Source organism: Paraburkholderia sp. CNPSo 3272 (genome assembly GCF_024206495.1).
GTDB lineage: Bacteria > Pseudomonadota > Gammaproteobacteria > Burkholderiales > Burkholderiaceae > Paraburkholderia.
The window spans coordinates 43,440-57,749 of sequence record NZ_JAMBPQ010000034.1; the positions used below are offsets into that span (position 1 = coordinate 43,440).

Sequence of the window (14,310 nt, forward strand, 5' to 3'; positions counted from 1 at the left end):
TTGCGGGGCCTTTTTATTTATCCGTAGTCTTTCGGGGTCGTAACGGGCTGCCGTTGACTCGCGGCGCGTTGCCGGCCGTTCGGCCAGATTGGCCAGTTTCGGCCATGGCGGGCAAAATATCGATATTCACGGGACGGAGTAACTCATGAAGTTCATTGACGAAGCGAAGATCGAAGTCATCGCCGGCGATGGGGGCGATGGCAGCGCGTCGATGCGACGCGAGAAGTTCGTCCCGTTCGGCGGGCCGGACGGCGGTGACGGCGGGCGCGGCGGCAGCGTCTACGCCGTCGGCGACCGCAACATCAACACGCTCATCGACTACCGCTATACAAAGAAGCATCAGGCGCGCAACGGCGAGAACGGCCGCGGCTCGGACTGCTACGGCAAGGGCGGCGACGACATCACGCTGCGCATGCCGGTGGGCACGGTCATCACGGACCAGGAGACGGGCGAGCTGATCGCCGACCTGACCGAGCACGAGCAGCAGGTGATGGTCGCGAAGGGCGGCGCGGGGGGCCTCGGCAACCTGCATTTCAAGTCGTCCACGAACCGCGCGCCGCGTCAAAAGACCGACGGCAAGCCCGGCGAGCGCCGCATGCTCAAGCTGGAGCTGAAGGTGCTGGCCGACGTCGGCCTGCTCGGCATGCCGAACGCAGGCAAGTCCACGTTCATCGCCTCGGTGTCGAACGCGAAGCCCAAGATCGCCGACTACCCGTTCACCACGCTCGCGCCGAATCTGGGCGTGGTGCGCGTGGGGCCGAGCAAGAGCTTCGTGATCGCCGATATTCCGGGCCTGATCGAAGGCGCCGCCGAAGGCGCGGGCCTCGGCCACCAGTTCCTGCGTCATCTGCAGCGCACGAACCTGCTGCTGCATCTGGTCGACCTCGCGCCGTTCGACGAAAGCGTCGATCCGGTTGCCGAGGCGAAGGCGATCGTCGGCGAACTGCGCAAGTACGACGAGACGCTCTACGACAAGCCGCGCTGGCTCGTACTGAACAAGCTCGACATGGTGCCGGAGGACGAGCGAGCCGAACGTATCGCCGACTTCGTGAAGCGCTTCGAGTGGGACGGTCCCGTGTTCGAGATTTCCGCGCTCACGGGGCAGGGCTGCGAAAACCTGTGCTACGCGGTGTATGACTACGTCTCCTCGCACTCGGACGCGCGCCGTGCAGCCGAAGCCGAAGACCTCGCCTCCGACGTGCGCTTCCGCGAGGGGCAGGGCGGAACCGCGCAGTAGCCGCAGGAGTAATTCGTCGCACCGGCCGGCGCGCGAGCCGCGCCGGCCGCGCCAAGGAAACTTCACGCGTCATCAGTCATTTGGGAGACCGCGCAGCATGCGTTCCGTCATCGCCGATTCGCGGCGTCTGGTAGTGAAAGTCGGTTCGAGCCTCGTCACCAACGACGGCCGCGGGCTCGATCATGCGGCAATCGGCCGCTGGGCCGAGCAGATTGCGGCGCTGCGTGCGCAGGGCAAGGAAGTCGTGCTCGTGAGTTCGGGCGCGATCGCCGAAGGCATGCAACGGCTCGGCTGGACCAGGCGGCCGCGCGAGATCGACGAGCTTCAGGCCGCCGCGGCAGTCGGGCAGATGGGGCTCGCGCAGGTCTACGAGAGCCGCTTTGCCGAGCACGACATCCGCACTGCGCAGATTCTGCTCACGCATGCGGATCTGGCGGACCGCGAACGCTATCTGAATGCGCGCTCGACGTTGCTCACGCTGCTGCGCCTCGGCGTCGTGCCGATCATCAACGAGAACGACACCGTGATCACCGACGAAATCAAGTTCGGCGACAACGACACGCTCGGCGCGCTCGTCGCGAATTTGATCGAAGGCGACGCGCTCATCATCCTCACCGACCAGAGCGGCCTGTATACGGCCGATCCGCGCAAGGACCCCGGCGCGACGCTCGTGCAGGAAGCCGATGCAGGCAAGCCGGAGCTCGAGGCAATGGCGGGCGGCGCGGGGTCGAGCATCGGCCGCGGCGGCATGCTCACCAAGATCCTCGCGGCCAAGCGCGCCGCGCATAGCGGCGCGAATACGGTGATCGCGAGCGGGCGCGAAGCGCAAGTGCTCGTGCGTCTGGCTGCAGGCGAGGCGATCGGCACGCAGCTCATCGCACGCACGGCGCGCATGGCGGCGCGCAAGCAGTGGATGGCCGACCACCTGCAGGTGCGCGGCCACGTCGTGATCGACGACGGCGCGGTGCAGAAGCTCACGGCGGACGGCAAGAGCCTGCTGCCGATCGGCGTGACGGGCGTGCAGGGTGCATTCGCGCGCGGCGAAGTGATCGCTTGCCTGAACGGCGCGGGCGTAGAAGTGGCGCGAGGGCTCACCAACTACAGCAGCGCGGAAACCAAGCTGATCCAGCGTCATCCGAGCGGCGAGATCGAGGGCATCCTGGGCTATATGCTCGAGCCGGAACTGATTCACCGCGACAATCTCGTGCTGGTTTGACGGGCGTTCCCGGGCAGCCGCGCAGCGCCAAAAGTCAAAAAGCCGCTGTGGCCAAAGGCCGCAGCGGCTTTTTCATGCCCATCGAAGCATGTCGGGGCGCGACTTAACGCACCAGCGTCGACTGCGTGCGGCCGTAGCGTAGATTTTCGATGAGGGTCGACGCCTTCGCGATCGGCATCTTGTTGGCGCAGAAGTAGTCCTGATAGAGCCTCGACTGGTACGCGTTGAGCGTGCCGTTCTCGATGCGCGACCAGTTGTTCGCGACGGTCTGGTCCCAGCCGTTGTGATCGGCGTCGAGGCTCGCGTAGAGGCGCCACTCGTAGGTGTCGCAACGAATCCCTTCGTAGTTCACGTTACGGGCGCCAGTCGGGCTCGTGATGACGATCGTGTAGCGCACGACGCCGTCCGTGCCGACCGTGAGCGAGGCAGGATCGACGGCGAACTTGAGCGGCGAATTGTTCGAGACGTCGAACGGCAGCAGCGTCGCGCCTGCCTGCGGCAGCGCCGGCAGGCCTTCGAGCTTGTTCTCCTGCCATTCGCCCTTGCGGTCCAGAAGGTAGACGAACGCGCTGTCGTCCTTGTTCGTGGGACCGGAACTGGAGCACGCGGCCAGTCCTGATACAAGCAGCACACCGCCTGCGGCGCATGCCGCAGCAAGAGCAAATCGTTTCAAATTGGTTTTCCTCGAAGCACGGGCGCGCGTTACGAACGAACTGCGCCGCGAATGCGAACCGGCGGGGCCTGGCGCGTGATGCGCCGGGCCCCGCCGGTTCGGGCGTTCTTTGCGTTGGCTCAAGCCCCTTGATCCTGCTCGTCCTGCGCAGGCTCGATGATACTCTGCGCCGACGCGCAATCGCTTTCGATCGACGTACGCGAAGTACGTTCGAGTACGCCTTCCGATGCGGCCTCATACGGCTCGGCGTGCACCGCGTCTGCATGCGCCGACGTCACGATGCGCGGGTAGCGCACCTCGTGAGCCTGCACGCTCAGGCGCTCCTGACGCGGCGCGGGCCGGCGCAGGAAGCGCGAGAGTTCGGTCAGCGCGAGCTGATAGACGTCGCGCTTGAACTCGATGACCGCCTCGAGCGGCACCCAGTATTCATTCCAGCGCCACGCATCGAACTCGGGATGCTCCGTTGCCCGCAGGCAGATATCGCAGTCGCGCCCGACCATACGCAGCAGAAACCAGATCTGTTTCTGGCCGCGATAATGACCGCGCACTTCGCGCTTGATGAACTTGTCCGGCACCTCATAACGCAACCAGTCGCGTGTGCGACCGACGATCTTGACGTGCTCCGGATGCAAACCGGTTTCTTCGTGCAACTCCCGAAACATTGCCTGCATAGGGGTTTCACCATATTTGATGCCCCCTTGCGGAAACTGCCAGGAATGTTCGCGAACCCGCTTGCCCCAAAACACCTCGTTTCGCGCGTTCAAGAGGATGATGCCGACGTTCGGGCGAAACCCCTCACGATCCAGCATACAACCACCTTCGAATCCTTTAAAATTGCTTTGATTATAAACAGATAACGGCCCTCACGCACCCGCCGTCCGTGACCCGCCGTCCGGAAAGTTGAGCGAATGGCCGCGACCGCGCAAAACGGTCTCGGGGCGCGATCGGCTTGGCATCTGGCCCGCGTCATCGGCGCGGCACGCGGCACGTTGTCATAATGGCGGGTTCGTGAACTCCTCCGTTGGTCACTTCTTCGGGCGGTCTGCACCGGGCCGCCGCTTTTGGATAATTTGAATGAAAGCCTCCCGTTTCTTTATCGGCACCCTGAAGGAAGCGCCCGCTGACGCGGAAATCGTCAGCCACAAGCTGATGGTCCGCGCGGGCATGATCCGTCGCATCGCTGGCGGCATTTACAACTATTTGCCGATCGGTCTGCGTTCGATCCGCAAGGTCGAGCAGATCGTGCGCGAGGAAATGAACCGCGCCGGCGCGATCGAGCTGCTCATGCCGGCCGTGCAGCCGGCGGAGCTGTGGCAGGAATCGGGTCGCTGGGAACAATACGGGCCGGAACTGCTGCGCTTCAAGGATCGCAAGCAGAGCGACTTCGTGATGGGCCCGACGCACGAAGAGGTCGTCACCGACATCGCGCGCGGCCAGATCAAGAGCTATCGCCAACTGCCGGTGAACTTCTACCAGGTGCAGACGAAGTTCCGCGACGAAATCCGTCCCCGTTTCGGCGTGATGCGCGGGCGGGAATTCATCATGAAGGACGCGTACTCGTTCGATAAGGACGTCGAAGGTCTCAAGCTCTCGTACCAGAAGATGTACGACGCTTACGTGCGCATCTTCACGCGTCTCGGCCTGCAGTTCCGCGCAGTCGCGGCCGACAACGGCTCGATCGGCGGCAGCGGCTCGCACGAATTCCACGTGATCGCGGAAACGGGCGAGGACGACATCGCCTACTGCCCGACCTCTGACTTCGCGGCCAACGTCGAAGCCGCCGAAGCGCTGCCGCTCATCGCGCAGCGCGGTGCCCCCACGCAAGCGCTCACGAAGACGCCCACGCCGGGCGCGGCGAAATGCGAGGCTGTGGCTGAACTGCTCGGCATCCCGCTCGAAAGCACGATCAAGTCGATCATCCTCGCGACGGATAACGAAGGCGCCGAGCCCACGATCTGGCTGCTGATGCTGCGCGGCGACCACGATCTGAACGAGATCAAGGTCGGCAAGCTCGAAGGCCTGAGCGGCTTCCGCTTCGCGACCGAAGCGGAAATCGTCGAGTGGTTCGGCACGCCGCCCGGGTACCTCGGTCCGCTGGGCACGAAGAAGCCGGTCAAGGTGATCGCCGATCGCACGGTCGCGAACATGAGCGATTTCGTAGTGGGCACGAACGAAGTCGATTTCCACACCACGGGCGTGAACTGGGGCCGCGATCTGCCGGAGCCGGTCGTTGCCGACATCCGCAACGTGAAGAAGGGCGATCCCTCGCCGGACGGCAAGGGTGTGATCGACATCTGCCGCGGCATCGAAGTGGGCCACGTGTTCCAGCTCGGCACGAAGTACTCGGAAGCGATGAACGCCACGTTCCTCGCCGAGAACGGCAAGCCTGCGCCGATGCAGATGGGCTGCTACGGCATTGGCGTCACGCGTATCCTCGGTGCAGCCATCGAGCAGAACTTCGACGAGAAGGGCATCATCTGGCCTGAGTCGATCGCGCCGTTCCAGGTCGTCGTGTGCCCGATGGGCATGGACCGCAGCGAGCTCGTGCGCGAGCACGCCGAGCGCGTCTACAACGAACTGCTCGAAGCGGGCGTGGACGTGATTCTCGACGACCGCGGCGAGCGCCCGGGCGTGATGTTCGCCGACTGGGAGCTGATCGGCGTGCCGCATCGTCTCGTGATCGGCGAGCGCGGCCTGAAGGACGGCAAGATCGAGTACCAGGGCCGCCGCGATACCGAAGCGACGCTGCTGCCGGCCGATGAGGCCGCGCAGACGGTGGCGCAGAAGATCCGCGCGGCGCTCGCAGTTTAACGACGACCCCATCACGGTTAAAGGAGCACTGCGAGCGTGGAGTACAGTTTTCTGTCCGCTACGGTCCTGCTGCTCCTCATCACCGACCCGCTCGGGAATATTCCGCTCTTCATTAGTTGCCTGCGCGGCGTTGCCAAGCAGCGCCGCGCCATCGTGATCCTGCGCGAGGTCGCGATTGCGTTCGTGATCCTGCTGATCTTCATGGTCGCCGGCAACAGCTTCCTGCGCATGATGGGGCTCACGGATACCTCGCTGCGCATCGGCGGCGGCATCGTGCTGTTCCTCATCGCGCTGCGCATGATCTTTCCGCATCCGGGCGGCCCGTTCGGCGGCGGCGACAAGGGCGGCGAGCCGCTCATCGTGCCGCTCGCGATTCCTGCGCTGGCCGGCCCTTCGGCGCTTGCCACGGTCATGCTGCTCACCTCGCAGGCGCCCGGCAAACTTTATGAATGGGTGGCCGCACTCGTCGTCACGATGGTGATCTGCGCGGTGGTGCTGGTGATGGCGGAGCGCATCCAGCAGTTGCTAGGCGAGCGCGTGGTGACAGCCTTCGAGCGGCTGATGGGCCTCGTGCTCGTGGCGATATCGGTGGAGATGATCCTGGCGGGAATCGCCAACTTCGTGCATCACCTCTGACGCCGCGTGCAGCGGGCGTCGCAGGCAACAAAAAAGCAGCCCGCGGGCTGCTTTTTTTCATGGGCGTCGGACAGTCGACGCGCGCTTCACGCGCCTTCGGTCAGCGCGCGGATGGTCGGCAGATTGCGCCAGTAACCCTTGGCGTCCATGCCGCAGCCGAACACGTAGCGGTCCGGCACCGAAAAGCCGCAGTAGTCGGGATGCAACGGCTTGGCCTTGGTGAGGGTCTTCTCGCACAGGACGGCCGAGAGGAAACGCTTCGCGCCCATGTCCATGATGCGGTCGCGAATCGCGGCCATGGTCTCGCCTTCGTCGAGGATGTCGTCGAGCACGAGCACCACACGGTCCTTCACCGACTCGCGCGGCGCCACGCGCCACTGCATCTCGGCGCTGCCCTTGATCGCGTTGCGGTAGCGCGTGAGGTGGATGTAGTCGAACTCGAGCGGGAAGTCGAGGTGCGGCAGCAGCATGCCGGTGAACACGGCGGCGCCGCCCATCACCGACAGCACGAGCGGGAAGTCCTCGCTGATCTCGGCACGGATGGCGTCGGCCATCCGGCCGATCGACGCATTGACGTCGCCTTCCGAAACGATCTCTTCGGAGTGGCGGAAAATGTGCAGGGCTTCTTCGCGATTCATGACTCTGGCGGGAAGGTAGCTGTAGCTATTGAAGTGTGGAAAATAACGGCGGCGCGCGCTACAGCATAAACCCGCGCATTGGTCCGTCGCGCACCGCGTCGAGTGGGGCCGCCGTGCGCGCGATGTGCGCCGCGCGGCCCGCAGGGTCAGCGCATGCCGGGCATCATGCCCTTCATGCCGCGCATCATCTTTTGCAGGTTGCCACCCTTGAGCTTCTTCATCATCGTGCGCATCTGCTCGTACTGGTTGAGCATGCGGTTCACTTCCTGAACCTGCACGCCCGCACCCGCCGCAATGCGGCGCTTGCGCGTGGCCTTGATGAGTTCTGGCTTGGCTCGCTCGGCGGGCGTCATCGAGTTGATGATGCCTTCCATGCGGCGCATCTGCTTCTCCGCCTGGCCCATGTTGGCGCCCGAGGCGGCCTGCTGGAACTGAGCGGGCAGCTTGTCCATGAGCGACGACAGGCCGCCCATGCTCTTCATCTGCGAGAGCTGCGCGCGGAAGTCGTTGAGGTCGAAGTCGCCGCCTTTCTTGACCTTGTCGGCGAGCTTTTGCGCGGCCTGGACGTCCACGCCACGCTGCGCTTCCTCGACGAGCGCAAGAATGTCGCCCATGCCGAGAATACGGTTCGCCATGCGGTCCGGGTGGAACACCTCGAGGCCGTCGAGCTTTTCCGCGACGCCGACGAACTTGATGGGCTTGCCCGTGATGTGGCGCACGGAGAGCGCCGCGCCGCCGCGCGAGTCGCCGTCGAGCTTGGTGAGCACGACGCCGGTGAGCGGCAGGGCGTCGTTGAACGCCTTCGCGGTGTTGACCGCGTCCTGGCCGAGCATGGCGTCGACCACGAACAGCGTTTCAGCGGGCTTGAGCGCGGCGTGCAGCGCGGTGATCTCGTTCATCATCGCCTCGTCGATACCGAGGCGGCCGGCCGTGTCGACGAGCAGCACGTCGTGATAGTGGCGCTTGGCCCAGTCGACCGCCGCGGCGGCGATGTCGACGGGCTTCTGGTCCGGCTGCGAGGGGAAGAAGTCGGCGCCGACCTGTTCCGTCACCGTCTTCAACTGCGCGATAGCCGCAGGGCGGTAGATGTCGCACGATACGGTGAGGACCTTCTTCTTGTACTTCTCGCGCAGGAGCTTGGCGAGCTTGCCGGTGGTGGTGGTCTTGCCGGCGCCCTGCAGACCCGCCATGAGGATGACGGCAGGCGGCGTGACGGCGAGATCGAGTTCGGCGGCACGGCCTTCGTAGTCGCCGCCGATCACGGCGGTCAGCTCGCGCTGCACCACGCCGACGAGCGCCTGGCCAGGCGAGAGGCTGGAGATCACTTCCTCGCCGAGCGCCTTCTCCTTCACCTTGGCGATGAATTCGCGCACGACGGGCAGCGCCACGTCCGCTTCGAGCAGGGCGAGACGCACCTCGCGCAGCATTTCCTGCGTATTGGCTTCGGTCAGCCGGGCTTCGCCGCGCAGCGTCTTGACGACGCGCGCCATCCGTTGAGTGAGATTGTCGAGCATTGGGAGGCGGTGAGCAGTGCGGCCCGGCCCGCGCGCGCAAAACGGGAATGCGCCGCGTTTCGTCGCCGATTCGTTACGTGAGCGCGCGGCCAGGGGCCTATAGTAAACTTCGAACATGGATATTGTACTGTATGCCCTCACCGTGCTCCTGTACGGCGGATTGTGCGCCGCCGACTGGCGCGCGCTGCGCCGCGCGGGCGCCGCGCCGCTGCTCGGCAGCGTGCCGCCCGTTCCAGTGACGCTCGGCGCGGGCGGCGACGCCCTGCGCGCGCGGACCTTCGGCCCGCTTTCGCGTGCGCTGCTCTTCGTCGCGCTCGCCGCGCACGGCGTGCTCCTGCACATGACGATCTTCCCTGCCAATGAAATGGTGTTCGGCTTCGCCTTCGCGTTGTCGGCCATGTTCTGGCTCGGGGCCGGCATCTACTGGATCGAGAGCTTTTTCTTTGCGCTCGACGGCCTGCGTCTATTGCTGCTGCCGTTGGCGGGCGTCGCGTCGATCCTGCCGCTCGCGTTCGGCGGCGTGCGCGTGCTGCCCTATGCGGCCGCGCCGATGTTCAAGCTGCACTTCGTCATCGCGAACATCGCCTACGGGCTCTTCGCGATCGCCGCGTTGCATGCGGTGCTGATGCTCGCCGTCGAGCGCCGGCTGCATGCCCTGAAGGGCGCCGGCTTCCAGCGCAACGCGAGCAATCGCGGCGGTGGCTGGCTCTCGAACTGGATCGAGACGCTGCCGCCGCTCCTCACGATGGAAAAGCTGCTGTTCCGCCTGATCGGCGCGGGGTTCGTGCTGCTCACGGCCACGCTCGTCTCGGGCATCGTGTTCAGCGAGCAGTTGATCGACCGGCCGCTTTCGCTCGATCACAAGACCGTCTTCGCGATTCTCTCGTGGCTGATGTTCGGTGCGTTGCTCACCGCGCGCAAGATTTCCGGCTGGCGCGGCCGCGCTGCGCTGCGCTGGGTGATCGCATCGTTTATCGCCTTGCTGCTCGCCTATGTGGGCAGCCGTTTCGTCTTCGAGGTGCTGCTGCACCGCCCTGTGGTTTGAGTCGTGTGAGTCGCGTGTTCCGATGAGACAGATTCTTCTCCTCGTCCTGCTGTTCGTGGTCGGACAGTGGTTCGTCAAGGCGCTGCGCCGTGCGCAGACGCAAACGCGTGCCGGTGCGCAGCCAGAGCAGGGCGCGCAGCCGGGGCAGGGCGCCGCGCGCAACGCCAAAGGCGGCGCGAGCGCGAGCAGCAAGGCTGCGCTGCCAGAGCCGATGGTGCGCTGCGCCGAGTGTGGCGTGCATGCGCCGCGCAGTGAATCGGTGAATGTGGGCGCGCGCTCGTTCTGCAGCTCCGAGCACGCGCGTGTCTGGGACGCGCGCACCACGGCCCAGGATCGCCCCGCACGATGAGCGCTGCTGGATCGCCAGGACTGCCGGGATCGCGCGCGTACGCAGTCGATGCGCAGGGCTGGGTGCCCGGCGCGCGCCACCTGCCTTCGCCCAACTTCGAGGCCCGCCCGCCAGGCGCCGTGCCGACGCTCATCGTCGTCCACAACATCAGCCTGCCGCCCAACGTCTTCGGCGGCCCCGAGATCGCCGATCTCTTTCTCAACCGCCTCGACTGCGACGCGCATCCGTACTTCGACGCCAACCTGCGCGGCGTGCGCGTCTCGGCGCACTTCGTCATTCATCGCGATGGCACGCTCGAGCAGTTCGTCTCCTGTGACGAGCGCGCGTGGCACGCGGGCGCGTCGAGCTTCTTCGGGCGCGAGCGCTGCAACGATTTCGCCATCGGCATCGAACTGGAAGGCAGCGACACGACGGCCTTCGAGGCGCCGCAATACGCGACGCTCGCGGCTCTCGTGAAGGCGCTCGTCGCGCACTATCCGATCGAGGCGCTAGCGGGCCATTCGGACATCGCGCCCGGGCGCAAGACCGATCCCGGCCCGCACTTCGACTGGGCACGCCTCAAACACGATACGCAGCTCGCCGATGCCAGCTTCCCCTATATCCAGGGGCACGGTGCGCAGAACGCGGCGTCGTGACACGCTCGAACGTCTGCTGAGCCCTCTCCGGCTGCACAAGAAATAAGCACCTTTCGCGCGCGAACGCAGGGTCTTCGCGCGCGCCTCGTAGACCATTCGAAGGGGTATTTGCCGCCAAGGCCCGCGCTGCTTGGCTTGTGGTCTTGTCAAGATAGGACCAGCAAAAAAAGCCGTTTGATCGTACAGTTTCTTCCACTATACTTTGTACCTGAAACAAGGCTTCACACCATATGTTGTGTTGTACCGCGGCGCCCCGCTTCACGAGCAAGGCGCCGCGCGCGTTACCGGCATAGAAAAAACAGAAACTTTGTACGGTGCCGTCGGCCGAGAGAACCGGCGCACCGGCTGTAATCGAGAGAGAAGGTACAGCCAATGATCGCGACATCCACGATGAAGACCCAAGCAGTCCGTGATTCATCTGCCTTGTCGCATCCGGCAGCCTCGCCAGGCTGGACTTTTTTCTCTGCCCGATCGAGCGTGCACACGGGGGCACGACGTCGGCGTCCGTCTTAATCCGCGAACTCTCTTCGCACCTTTCCAGGACCCAGGAGCTTTGCACATGCAAACGACCGATAACGTCTCGACCCGGTATGAAGGCGCGCCCGCCGCGCACACGCTGGGTGGCCAACCGCAAGACGGCCAGACGAGCGCGCAGCAGTTCGCCGACCACAAGGTGATTCGCCGCAACGGTAGCGTGGTGTCGTTCGAACCTTCGAAAGTCGCGATCGCGATGACGAAGGCCTTCCTCGCCGTGAACGGCGGCCAGGGCGCGGCTTCGGCGCGCATTCGCGAGCTCGTCGAGCAGCTCACGCAGAATGTCGTGCGCGCACTCGTGCGCAGCCGCCCGAACGGCGGCACGTTCCATATCGAAGACATCCAGGATCAGGTCGAACTCGCGCTGATGCGCGGCGGCGAGCACAACGTCGCGCGCGCCTACGTGCTGTATCGCGAGAAGCGCAACCAGGAGCGCGCCCACGCGCCGGAAACGGCAGCGAGCGCAGCGCCCGGCATCAACGTCACGGACAACGGCGTCACGCGCCCGCTCGACATGCAGGCGCTGCGCGCGCTGATCGCCTCGTCGTGCGACGGTCTCGGCGACGCGGTCAACGCCGACCCGATCGTCGCGGAGACGGTCAAGAATCTGTACGAAGGCGTGCCGATGAGCCAGGTCTACGACTCGGCCATCCTCGCCGCGCGCACGATGATCGAAAAGGACCCGGCGTATAGCCAGGTGACTTCGCGCATCCTGCTGCACACGATCCGTCGCGAAATTCTGGAAGAAGAAGTGACGCAAGCCGAAATGGCCGTGCGTTACGCCGACTACTTCCCGCAGTTCATCAAGCGCGGCGTGGAAGCGGGCCTGCTCGACGACAAGCTCCAGCAATTCGACCTAAAGCGTCTCGGCAACGCGCTTGACGCAAGCCGCGACCTGCAGTTCGGCTACCTCGGCCTGCAGACGCTGTACGACCGCTACTTCCTGCACGTCGGCGGCACGCGCATCGAAATGCCCCAAGCATTCTTCATGCGCGTCGCGATGGGCCTCTCGCTCAACGAGATCGACCGCGAAGCGCGCGCGATCGAGTTCTACAACGTGCTCTCGTCGTTCGACTTCATGTCGTCCACGCCCACGCTGTTCAACTCGGGCACGCACCGCTCGCAGCTCTCGTCGTGCTACCTCACGACGGTTGCCGACGACCTCGACGGCATCTACGAAGCGCTCAAGGACAACGCGCTGCTCTCGAAGTTCGCCGGCGGTCTGGGCAACGACTGGACGCGCGTGCGCGCGCTCGGCTCGCACATCAAGGGCACCAACGGCAAGTCGCAAGGCGTCGTTCCCTTCCTGAAGGTCGTGAACGACACGGCCGTCGCCGTGAACCAGGGCGGCAAACGCAAGGGCGCGGTGTGCGCCTACCTGGAATCGTGGCACCTCGACATCGAAGAATTCCTCGAGCTGCGCAAGAACACGGGCGACGACCGCCGCCGCACCCACGACATGAACACGGCGAACTGGATTCCCGACCTGTTCATGAAGCGCGTGATGGAAGGCGGCGACTGGACGCTCTTCTCGCCCTCGACCTGCCCGGATCTGCACGACAAGTTCGGCGCCGAGTTCGAACAGGCTTACACGGCTTACGAAGAGAAGGTCGCGCGCGGCGAGATCAAGCTGTTCAAGAAGCTGCCGGCCGCGCAACTGTGGCGCAAGATGCTCGGCATGCTGTTCGAAACCGGCCATCCGTGGATCACGTTCAAGGATCCGTGCAACATCCGTTCGCCGCAGCAGCACGTGGGCGTCGTCCACTCGTCGAACCTGTGCACGGAAATCACGCTGAACACCAGCGACAGCGAAATCGCCGTGTGTAACCTGGGCTCGGTGAACCTGGTCGCGCACATGGTGGAGCAGGCCGACGGCACGTTCGCGCTCGACCACGACAAGCTCAAGCGCACCATCAGCGTGGCGATGCGCATGCTCGACAACGTCATCGACATCAACTACTACGCGGTGTCGAAGGCGCGCAACTCGAACCTGAAGCACCGTCCGGTGGGCATGGGCATCATGGGCTTCCAGGACTGCCTGCACGTTCTGCGCACGCCGTTTGCTTCGCAGGAAGCCGTGGAGTTCGCCGACCGCTCGATGGAAGCCGTCTGCTATTACGCGTACTGGGCATCGACAGAGCTGGCAGCCGAGCGCGGCCGCTACTCGACCTACCGCGGCTCGCTGTGGGATCGCGGCATTCTCCCGCAGGACACGCTCAAGCTGCTCGCCGAAGCACGCGGCGGCTACGTCGAAGTCGATTCGAGCGAGTCGATGGACTGGACGTCGCTGCGCGAGCGCATCGCGACGCACGGCATGCGCAATTCGAACTGCATCGCGATCGCACCGACCGCGACCATCTCGAACATCATCGGCGTGTCGCCTTGCATCGAGCCGACGTTCCAGAACCTCTACGTGAAGTCGAACCTCTCGGGCGAATTCACGGTGGTGAACGACTACCTCGTGCGCGACCTGAAGGCGCGCGGCCTGTGGGACGAAGTCATGGTCGCCGACCTGAAGTACTTCGACGGCATGCTCTCGCGCATCGACCGCGTGCCGGCCGATCTACGCGCTGTGTATGCAACGGCGTTTGAAGTCGACCCGACGTGGCTCGTCGAAGCCGCATCGCGTCGCCAAAAGTGGATCGACCAGGCGCAGTCGCTGAACATCTTCATGGCGGGCGCATCGGGCAAGAAGCTCGACGAGATCTACAAGCTCGCATGGGTGCGCGGTCTGAAGACCACGTACTACCTGCGCACGATGGCGGCGACGCACGTCGAGAAGTCGACGGTTGCGCACGGCGCGCTCAACGCCGTGCCGACGGGCGGCGAAGGCGGCGGCAATGCAGGCGGCGCGTTCGGCGGTGCAACGGGCGGCGCGTTCGGCGGTGCAGCAGGGTCGACCACGATGCAGGCCGCACCGCAAGCCGCGGTTGAAGCGGCGCCGGAAGCCGATGGTCCGGTGTGCATGATGCGTCCGGGCGACCCCGGCTTCGAAGAGTGCGAGGCTTGCCAGTAAAGCTGG

General features: G+C 64.9%; 12 protein-coding genes. 8 read left to right on the plus strand and 4 right to left on the minus strand.

All coding sequences use genetic code 11. The annotated features are described in order from the left end of the window. Positions 1 to 145: 145 nt before the first annotated feature. Together cgtA and proB are read left to right on the plus strand one after the other, a co-directional pair. The gene (gene cgtA, locus M3I53_RS29245) at positions 146 to 1,237 is read left to right on the plus strand and encodes an Obg family GTPase CgtA (protein ID WP_254319304.1); all 1,092 of its coding nucleotides are present in this window, start codon (positions 146 to 148) and stop codon (positions 1,235 to 1,237) included. Between the two features lie 97 nt (positions 1,238 to 1,334). Continuing rightward, the gene (gene proB / locus M3I53_RS29250) at positions 1,335 to 2,453 is read left to right on the plus strand and encodes a glutamate 5-kinase (RefSeq protein ID WP_254319305.1); all 1,119 of its coding nucleotides are present in this window, start codon (positions 1,335 to 1,337) and stop codon (positions 2,451 to 2,453) included. A 103-nt stretch (positions 2,454 to 2,556) separates the two neighbouring features. On the opposite strand, the gene M3I53_RS29255 is transcribed toward proB, so the two are convergent. Next, the gene (locus tag M3I53_RS29255; RefSeq protein ID WP_254319306.1) at positions 2,557 to 3,126 is read right to left on the minus strand and encodes a CNP1-like family protein; all 570 of its coding nucleotides are present in this window, start codon (positions 3,124 to 3,126) and stop codon (positions 2,557 to 2,559) included. Positions 3,127 to 3,245: 119 nt separating this feature from the next. Continuing rightward, a complete protein-coding gene (locus M3I53_RS29260; protein WP_254319307.1) occupies positions 3,246 to 3,935 on the minus strand; it encodes an RNA pyrophosphohydrolase in 690 nt (229 codons plus the stop codon). 265 nt (positions 3,936 to 4,200) lie between these two features. Between M3I53_RS29260 and M3I53_RS29265 the strand changes: the two genes are divergently transcribed. After that, positions 4,201 to 5,937: a proline--tRNA ligase gene (locus tag M3I53_RS29265; protein ID WP_254319308.1), complete on the plus strand. Its 1,737-nt coding sequence runs from the start codon at positions 4,201 to 4,203 to the stop codon at positions 5,935 to 5,937. A 36-nt stretch (positions 5,938 to 5,973) separates the two neighbouring features. Beyond that, positions 5,974 to 6,573, plus strand: a complete 600-nt coding sequence (locus tag M3I53_RS29270) for a MarC family protein (RefSeq protein ID WP_254319309.1) — start codon at positions 5,974 to 5,976, stop codon at positions 6,571 to 6,573. A gap of 86 nt (positions 6,574 to 6,659) precedes the next feature. On the opposite strand, the gene M3I53_RS29275 is transcribed toward M3I53_RS29270, so the two are convergent. Both M3I53_RS29275 and ffh read right to left on the minus strand, forming a co-directional pair. Beyond that, the gene (locus M3I53_RS29275) at positions 6,660 to 7,211 is read right to left on the minus strand and encodes a hypoxanthine-guanine phosphoribosyltransferase (RefSeq protein WP_254319310.1); all 552 of its coding nucleotides are present in this window, start codon (positions 7,209 to 7,211) and stop codon (positions 6,660 to 6,662) included. A 146-nt stretch (positions 7,212 to 7,357) separates the two neighbouring features. Then, the gene (gene ffh / locus M3I53_RS29280; RefSeq protein ID WP_254319311.1) at positions 7,358 to 8,725 is read right to left on the minus strand and encodes a signal recognition particle protein; all 1,368 of its coding nucleotides are present in this window, start codon (positions 8,723 to 8,725) and stop codon (positions 7,358 to 7,360) included. Positions 8,726 to 8,840: 115 nt separating this feature from the next. Between ffh and M3I53_RS29285 the strand changes: the two genes are divergently transcribed. The 4 genes from M3I53_RS29285 to M3I53_RS29300 all read left to right on the plus strand — a co-directional run bounded on the left by M3I53_RS29285 (position 8,841) and on the right by M3I53_RS29300 (position 14,304). Then, positions 8,841 to 9,770 carry an inner membrane protein YpjD gene (locus tag M3I53_RS29285; protein WP_254319312.1) on the plus strand — a complete coding sequence of 310 codons (930 nt, stop codon included), beginning with the start codon at positions 8,841 to 8,843 and terminating at the stop codon, positions 9,768 to 9,770. A 22-nt stretch (positions 9,771 to 9,792) separates the two neighbouring features. After that, positions 9,793 to 10,119, plus strand: coding sequence for a PP0621 family protein (locus tag M3I53_RS29290; RefSeq protein WP_254319313.1), 327 nt, complete (start codon positions 9,793 to 9,795; stop codon positions 10,117 to 10,119). Beyond that, entirely contained in the window at positions 10,116 to 10,754 is a 639-nt protein-coding gene (ampD, locus tag M3I53_RS29295; protein WP_254319314.1) for a 1,6-anhydro-N-acetylmuramyl-L-alanine amidase AmpD, read from the plus strand. The genes M3I53_RS29290 and ampD overlap by 4 nt, the downstream gene beginning before the upstream one ends. Before the next feature lie 559 nt (positions 10,755 to 11,313). Then, positions 11,314 to 14,304, plus strand: coding sequence for a ribonucleoside-diphosphate reductase subunit alpha (locus M3I53_RS29300; RefSeq protein WP_254319315.1), 2,991 nt, complete (start codon positions 11,314 to 11,316; stop codon positions 14,302 to 14,304). The last annotated feature ends 6 nt before the right edge of the window (positions 14,305 to 14,310 follow it).

What these genes read in the sequence shown, in the direction of transcription:
- M3I53_RS29285 (WP_254319312.1), top strand. Translation starts at nt 8,841, where the DNA reads ATGGATATTGTACTGTATGCCCTCACCGTGCTCCTGTACGGCGGATTG.
- M3I53_RS29300 (WP_254319315.1), top strand. Translation starts at nt 11,314, where the DNA reads ATGCAAACGACCGATAACGTCTCGACCCGGTATGAAGGCGCGCCCGCC.
- ampD (WP_254319314.1), top strand. Translation starts at nt 10,116, where the DNA reads ATGAGCGCTGCTGGATCGCCAGGACTGCCGGGATCGCGCGCGTACGCA.
- M3I53_RS29260 (WP_254319307.1), bottom strand. Translation starts at nt 3,935, where the DNA reads ATGCTGGATCGTGAGGGGTTTCGCCCGAACGTCGGCATCATCCTCTTG.
- M3I53_RS29265 (WP_254319308.1), top strand. Translation starts at nt 4,201, where the DNA reads ATGAAAGCCTCCCGTTTCTTTATCGGCACCCTGAAGGAAGCGCCCGCT.
- ffh (WP_254319311.1), bottom strand. Translation starts at nt 8,725, where the DNA reads ATGCTCGACAATCTCACTCAACGGATGGCGCGCGTCGTCAAGACGCTG.
- M3I53_RS29275 (WP_254319310.1), bottom strand. Translation starts at nt 7,211, where the DNA reads ATGAATCGCGAAGAAGCCCTGCACATTTTCCGCCACTCCGAAGAGATC.
- proB (WP_254319305.1), top strand. Translation starts at nt 1,335, where the DNA reads ATGCGTTCCGTCATCGCCGATTCGCGGCGTCTGGTAGTGAAAGTCGGT.
- cgtA (WP_254319304.1), top strand. Translation starts at nt 146, where the DNA reads ATGAAGTTCATTGACGAAGCGAAGATCGAAGTCATCGCCGGCGATGGG.
- M3I53_RS29290 (WP_254319313.1), top strand. Translation starts at nt 9,793, where the DNA reads ATGAGACAGATTCTTCTCCTCGTCCTGCTGTTCGTGGTCGGACAGTGG.